15 protein-coding genes and 1 pseudogene are annotated in these 17,331 nt (G+C 67.5%); 1 reads left to right on the plus strand and 15 read right to left on the minus strand.

Annotated elements, in window-relative coordinates; translation table 11 throughout:
• Nucleotides 1–600 precede the first annotated feature (600 nt).
• From ASG48_RS15355 to ASG48_RS15365, 3 genes are all read right to left on the minus strand, one after another.
• The gene (locus tag ASG48_RS15355) at nt 601–2,970 is read right to left on the minus strand and encodes an SIR2 family protein (protein ID WP_162243935.1); all 2,370 of its coding nucleotides are present in this window, start codon (nt 2,968–2,970) and stop codon (nt 601–603) included.
• A 412-nt stretch (nt 2,971–3,382) separates the two neighbouring features.
• Nucleotides 3,383–4,765, minus strand: a complete 1,383-nt coding sequence (locus ASG48_RS15360) for a hypothetical protein (RefSeq protein ID WP_055851727.1) — start codon at nt 4,763–4,765, stop codon at nt 3,383–3,385.
• Entirely contained in the window at nt 4,762–5,166 is a 405-nt protein-coding gene (locus tag ASG48_RS15365; protein WP_156381628.1) for a DUF305 domain-containing protein, read from the minus strand. The genes ASG48_RS15360 and ASG48_RS15365 overlap by 4 nt, the downstream gene beginning before the upstream one ends.
• Before the next feature lie 195 nt (nt 5,167–5,361).
• On the opposite strand from ASG48_RS15365, the gene ASG48_RS15370 reads away from it, so the two are divergent.
• The gene (locus ASG48_RS15370; protein ID WP_055851734.1) at nt 5,362–6,513 is read left to right on the plus strand and encodes a TDT family transporter; all 1,152 of its coding nucleotides are present in this window, start codon (nt 5,362–5,364) and stop codon (nt 6,511–6,513) included.
• Here ASG48_RS15370 and ASG48_RS15375 read toward each other — a convergent pair.
• From ASG48_RS15375 to ASG48_RS15430, 12 genes and pseudogenes are all read right to left on the minus strand, one after another.
• The gene (locus ASG48_RS15375) at nt 6,500–7,201 is read right to left on the minus strand and encodes a uracil-DNA glycosylase family protein (protein WP_244486918.1); all 702 of its coding nucleotides are present in this window, start codon (nt 7,199–7,201) and stop codon (nt 6,500–6,502) included. The two genes, ASG48_RS15370 and ASG48_RS15375, sit on opposite strands and share 14 nt — an antisense overlap.
• On the minus strand, nt 7,198–8,091 hold the full coding sequence (locus ASG48_RS15380) for a LysR substrate-binding domain-containing protein (RefSeq protein WP_055851741.1): 894 nt from the start codon (nt 8,089–8,091) through the stop codon (nt 7,198–7,200). The genes ASG48_RS15375 and ASG48_RS15380 overlap by 4 nt, the downstream gene beginning before the upstream one ends.
• Entirely contained in the window at nt 8,088–8,897 is an 810-nt protein-coding gene (locus ASG48_RS15385) for an anti-sigma factor (RefSeq protein WP_055851746.1), read from the minus strand. The genes ASG48_RS15380 and ASG48_RS15385 overlap by 4 nt, the downstream gene beginning before the upstream one ends.
• Nucleotides 8,894–9,409: a sigma-70 family RNA polymerase sigma factor gene (locus ASG48_RS15390; RefSeq protein WP_055851749.1), complete on the minus strand. Its 516-nt coding sequence runs from the start codon at nt 9,407–9,409 to the stop codon at nt 8,894–8,896. Before ASG48_RS15390 ends, ASG48_RS15385 begins: the two co-directional genes overlap by 4 nt.
• Before the next feature lie 3 nt (nt 9,410–9,412).
• Entirely contained in the window at nt 9,413–9,829 is a 417-nt protein-coding gene (locus ASG48_RS15395) for a nuclear transport factor 2 family protein (RefSeq protein ID WP_055851753.1), read from the minus strand.
• A gap of 178 nt (nt 9,830–10,007) precedes the next feature.
• Nucleotides 10,008–10,682, minus strand: a pseudogene (locus ASG48_RS15400) (magnesium chelatase domain-containing protein); the annotation flags it as partial.
• A 197-nt stretch (nt 10,683–10,879) separates the two neighbouring features.
• Nucleotides 10,880–11,734, minus strand: a complete 855-nt coding sequence (locus ASG48_RS15405; protein WP_055851938.1) for a transglutaminase family protein — start codon at nt 11,732–11,734, stop codon at nt 10,880–10,882.
• A gap of 261 nt (nt 11,735–11,995) precedes the next feature.
• Nucleotides 11,996–12,661: an SH3 domain-containing protein gene (locus ASG48_RS15410; protein ID WP_055851758.1), complete on the minus strand. Its 666-nt coding sequence runs from the start codon at nt 12,659–12,661 to the stop codon at nt 11,996–11,998.
• Between the two features lie 211 nt (nt 12,662–12,872).
• Complete coding sequence (gene gshB, locus ASG48_RS15415) at nt 12,873–13,811, minus strand: glutathione synthase (RefSeq protein WP_055851762.1); 939 nt, start codon at nt 13,809–13,811, stop codon at nt 12,873–12,875.
• Between the two features lie 109 nt (nt 13,812–13,920).
• A complete protein-coding gene (locus ASG48_RS15420; protein ID WP_055851941.1) occupies nt 13,921–14,952 on the minus strand; it encodes a glucokinase in 1,032 nt (343 codons plus the stop codon).
• A 108-nt stretch (nt 14,953–15,060) separates the two neighbouring features.
• On the minus strand, nt 15,061–16,089 hold the full coding sequence (mepA, locus tag ASG48_RS15425) for a penicillin-insensitive murein endopeptidase (RefSeq protein WP_082529521.1): 1,029 nt from the start codon (nt 16,087–16,089) through the stop codon (nt 15,061–15,063).
• A gap of 224 nt (nt 16,090–16,313) precedes the next feature.
• A complete protein-coding gene (locus tag ASG48_RS15430; protein ID WP_055851765.1) occupies nt 16,314–17,306 on the minus strand; it encodes a Gfo/Idh/MocA family oxidoreductase in 993 nt (330 codons plus the stop codon).
• Between the last annotated feature and the right edge of the window lie 25 nt (nt 17,307–17,331).

Below are 17,331 nucleotides of genomic sequence, written 5' to 3' on the forward strand. Positions count from 1 at the left end.
GGACCGATCTCGCACCCGAGAACTCCCGCGCCGTCCGCCAAGGGGCGGTCGCTATGCTCGGCGCTCCGATACTCTGAGTTCCGTTCATGCCGACGAAGCCCACAGCTCACGTCGGCGGGGCGCTGCGCGTCAACAGGTACGCGACAAGGCCGACGAAGCCCGCAAAGGCGGCCAGCCGAGACCACTCTCCCGCCAGAACTCCAGACGGTCTCGCCGAGAGAGTGAGGCGAGCTAAGCCGAATGGTCGGCTTTCCGCGCCCTCTCGTATGTGTCGTCCGTCCGCCAGCCCATAAGTCCCATCCTTCGTCTCGCCATATCGGGCGCCGGATCGTGACGACCCGCCGAAGACGCCGCACCACGAGGTCCGCGCGCTCCTTTGGCAGGAGTGGCGACCAAGACCGGACGTGCAGGGGTAGTCCCGCCGGCGCATGTCTTGGAGGTCGATCGACGTGGGATCGTATCGATGTCGATGTTGCCGAGCAGCATCATCAAGTTGCCAGGAAGGCTGTGATGCTTCGTCCTCAAAGGTAGCTTCCGATCGTCACGACTTGGCCGTTGTCATGGGCCCTGTTGAGCAGGAATCCCATGCTCCGGCTCAAGTCAGTTGACGAAGCTCGCGGCGGCCGTGTTGATGCGCCTCCGGACTGCCTCGGAGCCCGCCGTCGCTTTGAAGTCTTCCGGCAGCGAAGCAAGCGACTTCGCCACTTTTAGCAGCCAAAACTGCAATGCGGTCCGCTCGGCACCTTTGAGATCGTCGCTCCGAGTTGCCACAAACGGTTGCACGTGATCAAGCACCTTGACGGCATATGCCCTTTGACTGCCGTCGCCTAGCATACCGTCAATTTGCTCGATCCCGGTCAGAATGGCGTCGATGTTGGAGATTTCCTGTCCTGCCTTCTGCTCTGTTCCCAGCAACAAGGCGATGCGGAAAGCCTGCGTGTCGATTTGGTAGGTTTGGAAACCGGGAAGGGCTTCTGCCTTCCGGTACGCGGTGGCGATGTATTCATCGGCTCTGTCAAGACGAGGCACGTCTGTCATTGCAAGCGCATACTGGAGCCAGAAAAGGGGCTCTCCGTTTACGCGCTCGTCGTAGCGAAGACGTTCGTAGATGCTGACAATGATCGCGTCCGGATCACCTTTGCCGCGTAGCGTACGCCGCAGGCTCGAATAGGCCATCATGTTCGACATGAGGACTCGATATGTACGCTCACTCCGCCGCATGGCTGCGGCTAGCGTAACCTCTACGATCGTATCGGCGATCTCGTTTGGATCGATGAATGTGGCCATGACAAACGATGAAAAGACCGACGAACGCGCCTTAAAACCGTCGGCCGATGTCTCGAAGATCTCATGCGACAGATCTTCAAGCGGCTTTAGCGCGGCGAATGGATCCTGGCCCACCACGGACCGCACGAAGGCGGCGCTGACCGCACCTTGGTGTGCGGCGATTAACATTGTCATGGTCAGGATGAGCCGCGTGGCCCGTTTCTCGAAGAGCGGTGCCAGGACCGACTGAACACGGTCGCGGATCGCCTTGTTTTCGAACAGGTCGAGCAGGAGATCGCGCAGGTCACTGCGGCGGTCCTCGGTGGGCGCCTGGAGCCCAGCGCGCTCGCACAATCGGCCGAAGGCGACGACCTCGGCGCGTGTGAGCCCATTCACGCTCACCCGATCGAAAGGCTTGGGCAGAAGCTGAACTAGCTCATGAAACCGAACCTCAAAGGTTCCTGTGCGTACCTCCACTACTAGCTTGGCCTTTGGGAGCGCTTCGCGAAGGCCGCGCAAGTTGTCCTGCGCGGCGGAATACTGCTCGACAAACACGATCACGCGATCGAAGCCGGCCAGCGATGCCACCTCGCGTTGGAGGTCCGGATGTCCGGGCCGAAACAGCAGACAGGTCCAACCTCTCGACGAAAGCTCGGACGCGAGAAGGTGAAGGAAGATTGACTTTCCGTTTCCGAGGCGGCCATCGACCACAAGCGAAGCCTTGGACTCCATTGCGTCCGAAGCAACTTGCACCGCTTCCGCTCGTGCGATCGCGTAATCCTCACTAGGTTGCGATCGGGCGAGACTACCCGCATGGAAGTTGCCGTACACAAGCAGGTCGAACACCTCCGCAGCGGTCGGACGCGCGCCCGCCTTTCTGTCGCGAGTGGGCGCGAGCGAGCGGAAGGAACGTAGACTGTCGAGTGAAGGGGGCGCGGAGCGCGGAACGCGAGCGAGCGCTTCGGCAAAACCATTGGTACCGATAAACATCGTGCGCCCGAACTGTGCAGTGCGGCGCAAGAACGTCTTGTCGGGATCGGGGCCTTGGATGAACACCGTCCGCTCAGCCAGCTTCGGGTCCGCCATTAGAAGGCCCGCGATATGGTAGTCGGCGAGACTGTAGCCAACAATATAAAGTGCGCTCGCAAAGGCAAGATCGCGCTGGAACTGGTCGTACCACGGCGAACGGACGACATACTGGTTTACATAGGAACTCTCGCCGAGGACTAGACTCTCTTTCACATTTTCGGGCGTGATCAAACGGATGCTGCCGTGAAGGTGCACCACCGCCCCATGAGCCAGTTTGTTCGGAACGGGCTCCGATACGTCGATCGAGTTCGGCGATACCTTCTTCTTCAACCGATGCAATTCTACCGCATCATCGTAGTTGGTTGAGTAGATGCGGCGCCACGGCTCGTTAAGGATAGCCGTTTGCCCCGCAGTCAATGCGGTCAGCCGAAAGAGCTTGTAGAGTTCGTCCCGAAGCTTTTCAGGGTCGTCCTCAGCGAACTCCTCACTGAGGACCTGGAGATCGTAGTCGGTATCCACGGGGAGACTGAGTTGTTTAATGAAATGGCGGCGCAACCCTCTGCCATTTGGCGGGCTGTCGTTCGCTATGTTGGTTGCACCCAGGCTGAACCCTGACCCTAGGAAGAGGATTGAGGATTCAGGATCGAAGTCCTCGAGTCCAATATCTTGCGTCATACCTGCTCCGTTTCGCGCAATCGACACTTGTCTCGTATGTGGCTTCAGCGGAAACAGAGCGAACGTCATTTTGCAGATAATTGCGAGATGTTTCAGTGAACGGCAGGAGCTAGACCGACCCCTTCTTTAGGCGTTTATGTATCACACCATGCTAGCCGCGAGGCCGCCCGGAGGTCTCTGAACGTAACGGACAAATCCGTGACGGACTCGGGTGGTTTTCCGCCTGTCCGCTTACTGCTGCTACTCGTAGATAGCTGACATTCAGTTGCTCCCGACGGGTTCGGCGACACCCAAATTTGAGTCCAATCGATCGGCCCCAAAGACAGCGCCACACGCAGCGAACATGCCACCAAGCCAATTCGGCGCGGACTGTTGCTCGCGCCGAAAATAGCGATTTTGGATCCAGCCGTCTCTAGCGGCTGGCGAGGACCGGGCTGGCCGTGCCCTTCAGACCCTCGACCACGACCAGCCGCGGCTCCTTGCCCGCCGTCGGCTCCCCGGGGGCGCCTATCGTGCGCACCGGGCCGATGCTGGAGGCCATGCCGGCGCCCTTGTCGTTGGTCTTCAGCACCACGACGGGCTCGTCCTGCCCTTCGAAGAACACGCCGTATTCGGTCATCGGCTTCAGCTTGGCGACGCTGACGTCGATCGTATCGACGAGCCCGAGATTGCGCGAGACGACCATGCCGGAACCGTCCGCGCCCTCGGGCGCCTTCAGCGATAGCGTCAGGTTCTCTGGACCCGCCTTCAACGGCATGAGGTTCTCGGTGCCCGCACCTTCGGGAACCGCGCCCGGCACGAATACGAGGGCCTGCGGGGCCTGTCCGATCGGGATCTCCGCGACGACCTTCTGCTCGGCCGTGTCGATCACGTCGACCTTGTCGCCGTTCTCGAGCCCGACGAAGATCCGGCTGCCGTCCTCCGATCCCCAGATGCCGTGCGGCAATGCGCCGACGGGGATGGTCGCGACGAGCTGCGTCTTCTCGCCGGGCTTGTAGACCTTCACAACGTTCTCGCCGCCGATCGTGACGTAGACCAGCGTCGCGCCGTCCACCGTGCCGAAACCGAGATGGTTGGAGATCGGTCCGCTGTCGATGACCTCCTTCACCTCGAGCGTCTTGGCATCGACGCGCGTGACCTTGCCGACGTCCTTGTGCGTCAGCCAGACGTCGCTGCCGTCCGGGCTCACCTGCACGAAGGGCACGAATGGCGAGACGACCGGGATCCGCTTCACCAGCGCATGGCTCGCAACGTCGAAGACCTCGAGCACCGGGTTGAACGAGTTGGCGACGAAGGCGAGCTTGCCGTCGCGTGAGAACTTGGTCATGCCCGGACCGCTTGTCGTCGGGATGCGGCCCGTCTCCTGAAAGGTCGCGGCATCGATCACCGAGAGGTAGTCCTCGCCGCGCACCGTCGCCCAGACTTCCGTCCCGTCCGGCGTGAAGAAGGCCTCGTGCGGGTTGCGCCCAACATAGGTCGTGCCCTTCACGGCATTGGTTGCCGTGTCGATGAAGGTGACGGAGTTCGTCACCGTCGAGACGACGACGAGCGTCTTGTGGTCCGGCGAGAAGCCGAGGCCGTGAACGTTGACCTCGCCCTTGTAAAGGGGGCTCAGAACGTCCGGGCGCGGATTGCCGAGCCGGATCTGGCCCAGCAGCTTGTTGGCGACGGGGTCGATGACCGAGACCGTGTTGGAGTTCTGGTCGGCGGTGTAGACGCGGTCTGACGCGGCGGGCAGCGCGAAGGCCGACGTCGAGACAAGGAGCGCGGCGGCGAGAATGGCGGTGCGGGTCATGGGGTTGTCTCCGGAACGGGCTTTGTCTTGTCGGCGGATGCAGCGAGCATCGAGCGCATCAGCGCGATCTCGTAGGTCTGTTCGGTGATGATGGACTGCGCGAGGTTGCGGATCGCCGGGTCCTCGGTCGAGCCGAGGACGGCCTTGGCCATGTCAATCGCGCCCTGGTGATGCGGGATCATCTGGGACAGGAAGTCGTGCTCGGGATCGCCGGTCACCTGAGCCGACATCATGCCGGCGTGCATCCTCTCCATCGCCTCCGCGGTCGCTTCGGCATACTGTGAACCGTCGGGCGTGGCCGGCACCATCGGCGAGTGCTGATGAGCGGGCGCGTCCTGCGCCTCCGCCGAGGAGAGTGACGCCCCGGCGAAGGCCAGGGTCAGGAGAAGCGTCTTCAGCATGGATTCACAGGGTCCTCGAAGTACGGGGTCGGCAAGAAGACGCGTACGGCCGCCTTTCATTCCCGTGGCGGCAACATTTATTCGGGGCGAGGCGCCTGAAGGATCCATCGCCTCTATCGATCGGAATGACCAAAACAACGCGTTGGATCGAACGATTGCCGTTGTGCATGGTCCCCGCAGGATAAGGACCCGCCAATGACCTTCGAACAGATGCGTGCCGTCACCCTTGGCCTCCAACCGCTGTCGCGCCTCGACAGCCCGCGCGAGGTCGTGCGCCAGTTCACTCCTAACTGGTTCGCCGCCACGATGGGCACCGGGATCCTCGCGATTGCGCTGTCGCAGTTCCAGGCAGACGTGCCGATGCTGCATCCGGTGGCCGAGGGCCTCTGGATGTTCAACATCGCGCTGTTCACACTCTTCGCCGGCCTCTACGCCGCCCGCTGGATCTTCTTCTTCGACGGGGCCAAGCGCATCTTTGGCCATTCCGTCGTGTCGATGTTCTTCGGCTGCATCCCGATGGGCCTCGCCACCATCGTCAACGGCTTCCTGATCTTCGGCCTGCCGCGCTATGGCGAGGTGGCGGTCGGGATCGCAGAGACGCTCTGGTGGATCGACGTCGCGATGGCGGCGGCATGCGGGGTCGCCATCCCCTTCATGATGTTCACGCGCCAGAGCCACACGATCGACCAGATGACCGCGGTCTGGCTCCTGCCGGTGGTCGCGGCCGAAGTCGCAGCCGTCTCCGGGGGACTGCTCGCGCCGCATCTCGTCGACCCGCATTCCCAGCTCGTGGTGTTGACCCTCTCATATGCGCTCTGGGCGCTGTCGGTGCCGATCGCGCTCAGCATCCTCGTCGTGCTCCTCCTGCGCATGGCCATCCACAAGCTGCCGCACGCCAACATGGCGGCGTCGAGCTGGCTGGCGCTCGGGCCGATCGGCACTGGCGCGCTCGGGCTCATGACGCTGGGCGGCGCGGCGCCCGCGATCCTTTCCGCCAACGGTCTGGAGCGCTTCGGCGCCTTTGCGGAAGGGCTCGGCTTCTTCGGCGGTCTGCTGCTCTGGGGCTATGGGCTCTGGTGGCTGGCGATGGCCGTGCTCGTGACGCTGCGCTACCTGCGCGACGGCCTTCCCTTCAACATCGGCTGGTGGGGCTACACATTCCCGCTTGGTGTCTATGCCGTGGCCACGCTGAAGCTCGGCACCCTCCTGCCGATCGCTGCCATCCATATCTTCGGCGCGGTGCTCGTCGCGGTGCTGGCGGTGCTTTGGGTGATCGTCGGCACGAGGACGGTGCGCGGTGCCTGGAGGGGCGATCTCTTCGTCTCGCCCTGCATCAAGGCCGATTGAGAGAAGGAAAAGCAGCCGCCGGCGGTTGCTCGTTGAGGAAGGCGGTGACGCCGGCCCGGAACCGGACGGCGCCGCCCTGGGCTGGGTGGCGCACGTGGGTGGGGATTCCGAGCCCGTCCGCCGCACGCTGCGCCATCCGGCCGATGCAGAGGATTCGGCGCGGCGCGAAGATCGCGACAATCATCTCCAGCACCTTCCGATGTTCGGCGATCTCGGTCCGCGTCGGCGTCCGGTTGCGCAAGGGCAAAACGCCGCGATGGGGATGGAAGAGCACCGCGTTCCAGAACAGCGGCAGCGGGTCGGGCACCGCGTTCCAGATCTCCCGGGAGGTTCCGGACTCCGGTGTCGGCAAGGTCCCGCGAGTCGCCCGCGCCAGCGGCGGATCGAGGCCGAGCCGCTCCGACAGGTCGGCGAGCCGCCGGTCACCGGTGAACGGCACGCCCGTCCGACGCGCTCCAAAGCGCGAGGGTGCTTCGCCGAGCCAGAGGTCACGGACGTCGCGATCCGCCATCGCGGCGAGGTAACGCCCGAGATTGCGACGGCGGATGGCTGGCGCGTCCACGTCCTCCATCTTCGCGTCGAACCCGGCATAGGGGTTGAACAGGTTGGCCTTGCCGGGCAGCGCCGCGAGACGCTCGACGATCGCGTCGACCGAATGCCGTTCTAACATCGTCGATCCATCGATCACGCCCGCGGAACCTCGATCGTCGGCAGCTCGGCCAGAAAGGCGGCGACGGCGCGGCTCGGGTGACGGTCCCTCGCAAGCACCGAATAGAACCCGCGCGACGGCAGGTCGAAGGGCAGCGCCACCAGCTTCCCCGTGCGAAGACTGGCATCCGCGACCACGGTAGGTAGGATCCCGACGCCGGCGCCCGCCTCGATCGCCGCGCGCACGGCCTCGTTCGAGGGCAGTTCGAGTTCGACCGACAACGCGGTGGGATCGACACCGAAGGCTTCAAGCGCGCTTTCAAGGATCGCGCGGGTGCCCGAGCCCCGTTCGCGCAGCACCCAGCGCGCCGATGCGATATCTCCGGGCGCGACGGGAAAGTCAGAGTCCACGCGCATTGATGCTGCGACCAGAATTAGCCGGTCGTCGGCAACGCGTTGCGTGCCGAGCCGGACATCGCCGAGCTCGTCCTCCACGAAGCCGAGATCGGCCGTGCCATCCAGCACCGCCTCGGCCGTGCGCGCCGTGTTGGCGATGCTCAGCCGAAGGTCGATGCCGGGATGGCGGGCCTTGAAGCCCGCGAGCACCGGCGGCAACCAGTGGTTCGCCACCGTCTGGCTGGCGACGATGCGGAGACGACCCCGCTTCAGTCCGGCAAGTTCGGAAAGCACGATGCCAGCGTCTTCGGCCCGTGCAAGCACCGCGCGGGCCTCGGGCAGGAACAGGCGACCCGCCTCGGTGAGTTCGATCCTCCGCCCCACGCGGTCGAACAGCCGGACGTCGTGGCGCTCCTCCAGCGCGGCGATGGCGGCGCTCGTCGCCGACTGCGTGAGGTTCAGCGACTTCGCCGCCTCTGTCACGTGCTCGCGTTCGGCAACGGCAACGAAGATGCGAAGCTGATCGAGCGTCACAGCGTACCGCCGGAGAGGTCTGGGGCGGGGCGGTTGAGGCTGTCGTAGACGGCCGTCGCCACCTGCATCAGCCGTTCGCGCGGCGCCTCGGCCGACACGACGTAGCCAAGGCCAGCGTCGCGCCAGAAGAAGGCTGAGACGCCGTTCTCCTCGACGAACTGGAACGACGTCTCGTCCTTCTCGTCGGTCTTGATGAACAGCGTCAGCCGCGTGCCCTGGTCGTCGTCGTACATCAGCATCGCAGCGGGACCCGCGCCCGCAGGCAGGAGGCGCCCGCCCATCAGCCGATAGCCGAGCCCCGTCAGGTCCGGAGCCGACAGCCGCGTTCCCAGCCGCTTCGATAGCCATTGCAGGAGATGTGCCTCCTCGTCGGCCCGCACTTCGACGGGATGGACCACCTCGACCACGAAGGTGCGATGCGCCGCGATCGCCTCGTCGGCCATGACCGCCACACGAGCCATCTGCGGCGGCACGCGCAGGACGTCGTTCGCCAGCCACCCGCCGGCGCTGCCGAGGATCAGCCAGCCCATGACGGCCGCGATGCGCAGACGTGTGGCCGCGAAGCGACCGCGCCGGGCCTCGCGGATGTTCGCCATGCGCAACCGCGCGGGAATCGGCTCCTCGGCCTTGAAGGCAAGCCGTTCGCGCAGTGCCCGGGCGATCTCGCGGTCGCGAGCGAGGGCCGCGGCAATCTCCGGTCGCTCCGTGAGATAGGCTTCGACTGCGGGCAGCCGCTCGGCCTCAAGCCGTCCGTCCACATAGGCTTGCAGGTCGTCCTCGCCGACGGGCGTTTCCCTGCGGCTCATTTGACTCTCCTCAAGGGCGCGCGAATCCCGGTCTCCAGGATGGCGCGCAGCTTCTCGCGCGCCCGCGATAGGCGCGACATGACCGTGCCGACCGGCAGCCCAATCACCCGCGCCGCCTCGTCGTAGCTCATGTCTTCGACGCCGACGAGAAGGAGGACGGTGCGGTGCTCTTCACTCAGCGCATCGAGCCCCGCGAGAACGTCGCGGAGCCCGGCGCGGCCGTCCTGGTCTCCGTCCACCGCCGGCGGCGAGGCCATCTCGTCGAGCGCCACGTGGGGCCCACGCCGCTTGTGCTGGCGCAGGCCCGAGAGGTGGAGGTTGCGCAGGATGGCGAACAGCCAGGCGCGCAGGTCGCCGTCGGGCCGGCGTAGGTGCCAGCGTCCGACGGCACGCTCCAGGCAGTCCTGGACGAGATCGTCGGCGGCGTCGCCATCGCGCACCAGCGCATAGGCATAGCGCCTCAGGCCCGGAATGAGCGGTTCGATCCGCGCCGCGATCTCGTCGGTCGACATGCCTTACTTCGCCAGCGTTGGGTCGATCTGCCAGATCTCGTCGGCGAGCTTGCCGTCCCGGAACATCATGACGTAGCGCACCGGGATCTTGTTGTCGTTGGCGAAGACGACATCGGCGACGACGGTGGCGCCCTTCGGGTTCATGCTCTCGCGCATCTCGACGACGGTGGCCTTGAGGCCCGTCTGCGCCTTGGCGAACTTTGCCCAGGTCGCGGCGATCTCGGGGCCCGTGTAGGTGCCATCGAGCGGACCCCCGACCCAGTGAAGCGTTGCGGACGGCGCATAGGCGGCGGTGACCGCGGCGGTATCACCCTTGGCGATCGCTTCGATATGCGCCTTCGCCACGTCGCCGGCGGGACCCGCAAGCGCGGCCGAAGCCCCGGCGGTGAGAATGGCGATGGCTGCAAGGAGGGTCTTCATGGCTCGGTGTCCTTCGGTTCGGCCTCGATTGGCCAACGGAAGACGTTCAAGAACGGCGCTTATTCCCAAAGGACTGAAAATTAGAGACGAGCAGGTTCAGTTCGGCGTTCAGACAGAACGTCCGCTCACGGCGCAAGCTGAAAGGGCGCCAAACGGCTCCGAGGGGTCGAAACCTGCCGACCGCCCTGTCGGTATTTATGTATCCCACCATCAGCAGATTGTGCCCCCCGGCCGCCGCGATCTCCAGCGCGCGCTTGGCGACTGTCTGGCCCTTGATCTCGGCAAGGTCGGGCAGGTCGGCGGGCGCGGCGCGGATGGCGGGCTCGGGCCTCGCCATCACCTGCGTGCCCCGGAAATGATTGGCGATCTGGATGAGGCTGCGGGCGGCCAGAATGCCCATCTCGCCGTCCGCCCAGGCCGCTTCCGGGCCGCAATCGGCCGGGCAGATGAGCGACAGGCCGAGCGCGTTGGCGGCCATGGCGGCGGGCAGCACGCCCGCGACGGAGGCGATCGTGCCGTCGAGCGAGAGTTCGCCGAGCACGATATGGCCGGGCAGCGCGTCCGCGGGGATTGCGCCGAGCGCCGCCATCAGGCCGAGCGCGATGGGGAGGTCGTAATGCGAGCCTTCCTTCGGCAGGTCGGCGGGTGCGAGGTTCACGGTCACGCGCTTGGGCGGCATGGAAAGGCCCGAGGCGTGCAGGGCCGCCTGCACGCGCTCGCGGCTCTCGGCCACGGCCTTGTCCGGCAGGCCGACGATCTGCATGCCGATCTTGCCCGGCGCGACCATGACCTGCACATCGACGGGGATCGCCTCGATCCCCTGGAACGCGACGGTCTTGACCCGCGAGACCATGCCCCACCCTTCTCCCGGCGGGCGCCGCCTTCACGCGCGATGCAACCCTTGAGCGGCCAAGCTTAAGCATGGGATGCGCCCGCCGCGCAAGAACGCGACGGGAACGAATCGGCGCCGAATCGCTATCGCCGCGACCGGACTCGGGACGCGCGCGGAGTCGAGTCCGAAGCGGCGACGGCGCGCCGGGAAGCGTCCCGTCAGGAGAGGCCCGGCTCCGGCTCGTCGGTCGAGATCGCGTCCACCGTGCGCGGGCCGGTCTCGGGGCTGCCGTCGGCATGCTCGATGAAGACCTGCACGGGGCCGGGCTTCATCTCGCCGAAGGGCGAGGCGAAGGCGATCTCGGCCGCGTCGCGCCCGACGCCGATGCGCACGAGCCCGTCGAGATTGGCCTGGCGCGTCGCGTCGAAGAGCCACCAGCGGCCGTCGAGATAGGCCTCGAACACGGCGTGGAAGTCCGGCGGCTGCAGTCCGAAGGCGTAGGCGCTGACGAAGCGGGCGGGAATGCCGAGCGCGCGGCAGAAGGCGATGCCGAGATGGGAGAAGTCGCGGCAGACGCCGGCGCGCAGGAGAAGGCTTTCGTCGGCCGTCGTCTCCCCGTCCGAGGAGCCGCGCCGGTATTCGAGATTGTCGTGGATCCAGTTGCAGATCGCCGTCACCCGGCCGTAGCCCTTGGGCAGATGGCCGAACTCGCGCGTGGCGAAGGCCGCGAGCCGGTCGGAGGAGACGAAGCGCGAGGGCAGGAGATAGGGCAGGACGTCGAGCGGCACGTCCTCGAGCGGCGTCTCGTCGATGGTCGCCGGGTCGGCGCGCAGGACGTCGAGCGTCACCTGCGCCTCGTAGCGCACGTGCAGCGGGCCGGGCCGGGCGTTCACCGCCACGTAGCGCGTGCGCGTGCCCGGCACGACATGCGTGCGGCGCGCGAGATCGGGCGAGATGGTCAGCGTCTCGGAGAGATCGCGATGGCGCCCCATCCGGGCCGCCTCGAAATTGAAGATGAACACGGTGGGGCTCACGACCTCGTAGGAGAGGTCGCAGCCAAATCTGTATCGCACGGTCATGCGAGGTCCTCGTGGCGGGCGGGAGCGGAGCGGCGAAAGCGGGCGGCACGGCGCGCGGACGGCCCCTTGCGGCACGCCGTCCCCGATGCCTGCCGCAAGTGCCGGTCGCGCGATTGGTTCCCTGCCGTCGCGTCACGCGCCGCCGCCCGTCGCCGAGCCATGCGCGAGACGCACGGCTCTACGGACCTCGCGCACGCGAAAGGCCCCGGCGCGCGCGCGCCGGGGCCTTATGGGGTCATCTCAAGTATGTGCGCGTCAGTCGACGCGGTAGAGCGGCTGGGGAACGGGCTGGTAGACCGGGGCCGGCTGGCGATAGACCGGCGCCGGCTCGGCGCGGCGGCCCGGGCCGTCCCAGCCGCGGCGGTAGTCGCGGTCGGCATAGTCGTCGCCGCGGTCGTCGTTCCAGTCGCCCCGCTCGGCGCGGTAGCCGTCGCGGCGATCGTAGTCCCGGTCGCGGTCGCGGCGATCGTCGTCGCGCCGGCCGTCGTCCCAGTCGCGGCGGTCGTGCCGGCGCGGGCCGTCGAACCGCTCGTAGCGGTCGCGGTCGCGGTAGAAGGACCGGCCGCGATAGTGGTCGTCCCAGTAATTGCCGAAGGTGAAGGCGATGACGGGCGTGCGCGTCACCTCCACGAAGCGCGTGCCGGTGTAGCGCTGGCGCCCCTGCGAATAGGCCAGATAGTTCGACGACACCCAGCCGCGCGCCCCGTCATAGGAGACGTCGCACCAGGAACGGTTCGAAAGGCAGCCATAGACGCGCACGCGATCGCCCGCGCCCACGAGATCGACCGGCGGATAGGCCGTCGAGGGGCCGGCGCGAAGGTTCACGTCGGTGACCGCGATCGCCACGCCCGCGGCGAGCGCCGAGGAGCCGGCGAGGAGGGTGCCGGCGAAGCCGGCGGCGGCGATGAGCTTGCCCAGCATGGATGTCACGTCGTTTCTCCAGACCCCGAAACCGCCCCGCGGCCGGCGCCGCGGTCTTCGCCCGAGGCCGGGAGGGGAGGCCCGGCTCTCGTTCCGCCTGCGGGGGAAGCCCGCGGCGGGGTCGATCGTGACCGCAGTAAAGCACGCGTCGTCCCAACGGTTCCGGAACGGGGTCGTTATCTTTCGTTCATTCCGGCGCTTCGCCGGCGCCTCAGAGCCTGGCCTCGATCGCGTCCCAGAACAGCGCCGCGATGTCGGCGCCGCCGAAGCGCTTGACCTCGCGGATGCCGGTGGGCGAGGTCACGTTGATCTCGGTCAGATAGTCGCCGATCACGTCGATGCCCACGAAGACCTGGCCGCGCGCCTTCAGCGTCGGGCCGATCGCCTCGCAGATCTCGCGCTCGCGCGCCGTCAGTTCCGTCGGCTCGGCGCGCCCGCCCACATGCATGTTGGAACGCGCGTCGGTCTCGGAGGGCACGCGGTTGATCGCGCCGACCGGCTCGCCGTCGATGAGGATCACCCGCTTGTCGCCCTTGCGCACGTCCTTCAGGTAGCGCTGCACGATGAAGGGCTCGCGGAAGAGCAGCGCGAAGGTCTCCATGAAGGAGGAGAGGTTGCGGTCCTCCTTCGTCAGGTGGAACACGCCCGCGCCGCCATTGCCGTAGAGCGGCTTCATCACGATCTCGCCGAACTCGGCGCGGAAGGCGGCGACCTCGGCGGGGTCCTTGGTGATGAGCGTCTCGGGCATGAGCTCGGCGAACTCGGTGACGAAGATCTTCTCGGGCATGTTGCGCACCCAGGCCGGGTCGTTGACGACCAGGGTCCCGGGATGGATGCGCTCCAGGATATGCGTGGAGGTGATGTAGTTCATGTCGAAGGGCGGGTCCTGGCGCAGCAGCACCACGTCCATCGTGGAGAGATCGACCTTCTCCGGCGCGCCGAGCGTGAAATGGCGCCCCTGGTCCTCGGTGAGGCTCAGCGTCTCCACGCGCGCCGTCGCCGCGCCGTCGCGCAGCGACAGGCGGTCGGGCGTGTAGTGGAAGAGTTCGTGGCCCCGCCCCTGCGCCTCCAGGCACAGGGCGAAGGTGGAATCGCCCCTGATGGTGATCGAGGAGACATGGTCCATCTGGACCGCGACCTTCAGCGCCATGCGGCTTCCCTTCGGCAGGCGCCGGCGAGAAGAGCCGGCTCGAGACCTGCGAGGTAGCGCCGCCGGTGCCCGAGCGCAATGGCGCGGGCCGTCGCGAGCGGCGCGCCCGTCAGGCCTTCCAGCGTCGGCCGGACGTCTCGAGGCCGAAGAAGCGCGGCGTGCGGGCGAAGGTCGCAAGGCCCGCGAGCGCCGCCAGCGGTTCGGTGACCACGAAGAGCGGGATCTCCTTCAGGAGCGCGGAATGGGGCGCCTTGTCCTCGAAGGCGGCGCGCAGCGCCGAGGCCTCGATCAAGGGCAGCATGCGCTGCACGATGCCCCCGCCGATATAGACGCCGCCGCGCGCCATGAAGAGAAGCGCGATGTCGCCGGCCATGCGGCCGAGATAGGTGGCGAAGAGGGACACGGCCTCCTGCGCCGTGGCGTCGCTCAGCGCGGAGGCGGCCTCGGTGATGGCGGCGGGCGTCTCCAGCGCCGCGGGCACGCCGTCGACGGCGCAGAGCGCGCGATAGAGATTGACGAGGCCGCGGCCGCACAGGATCTGCTCGCCCGAGACGCGGCCCTCGATCGTCTGGAGATGGGGCCAGAGCGCGAAGTCGCGCGCCGTGCGCGGTCCGAGGTCGATATGGCCGCCCTCGCCCGCCACCGGGATCCACATGGAGCGGGCGCGGATCAGGCCGGCGACGCCGAGCCCCGTGCCGGGCCCGAGCACGGCGCGGCTCGCGCCCTCGTGCACGGGTCCGCCGCCGATCTGGTGGCGGCCGGTCTCGACCAGCGAGGAGATGGCGAGCGCCTGCGCCTCGAAATCGTTGAGGACGATGACCTCGGTCACGCCCAGCATCGTCATCATGGCGCGCGGGCGCACCACCCAGGGGCAGTTGGTGAGTTCGATCTCGTCGCCGTCCACCGGGCCCGCGACGGCAAGGACCGCGGTCTTGGGCTGGATCGAGGTCTTGTCCAGCACGGCGACCTGGATCGCCTCGTCGAGCGTCTCGAAATCGGCCGTCTGCACGACGGGAAAGGTCTTGGGCGTGGCGAAGGCGTCGACAAGGATCGCGAAGCGCGCGTTGGTGCCGCCGATATCGCCGACGAGAATGGGGAAATCGAGCGCGTCGGGACTGTCGTGGCGCGAAACCAGAACCATCATCGAACCTTTTCAATCGATTTGCATCAGATGCCCGACCGATAGTCCATCGGCCGCACGAAGGCAAAGCCTTCGCGCGGGCGAAAGGGGCGCGCGGTGCGTCCCGCCTCAGCGCAGCGGGCGCTCGCGCGGCAGGGGCACGTCCGCCCGGGGCATGGGCGCGAAGCCGCCGGGCGTCGCGCCCGAATAGGACGAGGCGGTGGCCGGAACGCCCGTCTCGCGCGCCGGCGGGGCGGCGGCCACCATGGGCTCGCCCGCGCCGCGGCCGGCCGCCGCCAGCACGGTGCGGCAGGCCTTGGGGAGCGCCGCCATGGTCAGCGGGGGCTTGGGCTTGAAGGGCTTGGCGCCGGGCTTGGGCGGCTGCAGGGCGACGTTGAACCACCAGCCGAGATCGCCGCAGCCGTCGCCCGTGCCGGTCGAGGGCTGGTCCTCGCAGCCGACCGAGCCCGGCTGACAGTAGAGCCGCACGTGGAAATGCTCGTTGTGGCCGTAGATCGGGCGCACCTTGTTGAGATAGGCGCGGTCGCGGCCCGAGGTCTCGCAGAGCTTCTTCTTGACGCCGGGATGGACGAAGACGCGCTGCACCTGCGGGTCCTCGGCGGCCAGCTTGATGAGGTCGCGGTAGCGATCGTTCCAGATGCGGTCGTCCACCTCGAACGTGCCCTCGCGCAGCACCGAGCGGAAGGGGAAGGTCTCGCGCGCCTCGCGCGTCAGGCGCGGGTTCGGCATGGGCTGGAACCAGATATCGGCGTCGAGCCCGATCTGGTGCGAGGCATGGCCGGAGGGCATCGGGCCGCCGCGCGCCATCGACATGTCGCCGACGAGAAGGCCCGGCCAGATGCGCCGCTCGGCCGCCTCGCGCGACAGGCGCTCCAGGAAGGCGACGAGCTGGGGATGGCCGTAACGCCGGTCGCGCGACAGGCGCATGGCCTGCCAGTTCGGGCCGTCCTCGGGCAGCTGCACGCCGCCCGCGAGGCAGCCGCGCGAATAGAAGCCGACGCTCTGCGAGGGCATCGCGGCGGCCGTGTGCTGGGCCCCGAAGAGCTCCTTGGCCGGCGGCTCGGCGAAGGCCGGCAGCGCCGTGGCGAGAAGTCCGGCGGCGGCCAGGGCCGCCCGGACGATCGAAACAGGTTTCATTCTGTGCATCCCCGGCCGACGGAATTGCGCCCGTGCCGGCCGAGCCTAGCAGGGCAGGCGTGGCGCGAGGCTTGTGCCGGCACTCCCCGCGCTAGGACCAGCGATCCCGCAGCGGCATGGTCGAATTGTGGAGGCGGAGCGCCGCATCTCCCGTTCGCCCATCACGCTCGCGTGCGGCGCTGCGGCGCGCGTCCGGGACGCGTCGTTTCGAACGCGCGGCGGTCTCAGAGGGCGACGGGTTCCCAGGTCCCGCTCTCGCCGGCGCGGAACAGGGCGTCGATCGCCGCCTGGTTCGCACGGCTCGCCGACAGCGGGAACACCGTCGCGGCCCCGCCGAGCGCGGCATCCGCGAAGGCCTCGGCCTGCAGCCGGTACTGGTCGGCATTGGCGAAGCGGTGGATCGTCTGCGTGCCGCGCATGCGGTCGCTGAGGACGACGGTGTCCTCGCCGTAGCGGCCGGGATTGAAGGGGGCCGTCAGTTCGATCGTGCCGTCCTCGCCGTGGAAGAGCATGGTCTGGCGGTGGGCGAGCTGCGTGGAGACGGTGAAGCCCATCGAGAAGGTCTCGAACTCGGCCTCGCAGACGCAGAGCCGGTCCGTGCCGAAGGCGGGGTCGCGTTCGATGGCGGCGCGCACGCGCAGCGGTTCGGCGCCGGTGGCAAGGCGCGCCGTCACCAGCGGATAGACGCCGATGTCGCGCAGCGCGCCGCCGCCGAGCGCGGTCCGGTTGCGCATGTTGGCGGGGTCGACATTGTAGTAGGTGAAGCAGCCCTCGACGCGCCGCAGGCGCCCGACGGCCCCGTCCGAGACAAGCCGGCGCACCGCCTGCCATTGCGGATGGTAGAAGACCATGAAGGCCTCCGCCACGAGGACGCCGCGCGCGCGGGCCGCGGCCTCGATGGCGGCGATCTCGCCGGCCTCCATCGCGATCGGCTTCTCGCACAGGACATGCTTGCCCGCCGCGATCGCCTTCAGCGTCCAGGCCGCATGGTCGGCGGTCGGCAGCGGCAGGTAGACGGCATCGACCTCGGAACTGTCCAGAAGCGCCTCGTAGCTGCCGAAGACGTGGCGCAGCCCGTAGGGCGCGGCGATCTCGGCGGCCCGGGCGCGCTCGCGCGAGGCGAGCGCCACGAGGCGGCCGTTGGAGGCGCGCGCGAGCGCCGGCATGACGTGCTCGCGCGCGATCTTCGCCGTGGAGAGGACGCCCCAGTTCAGCATCGCGGCCCTGCCCTTTCCTGTCGCG

It is taken from the genome of Aurantimonas sp. Leaf443 (assembly GCF_001425575.1).
Taxonomy (GTDB): domain Bacteria; phylum Pseudomonadota; class Alphaproteobacteria; order Rhizobiales; family Rhizobiaceae; genus Leaf443.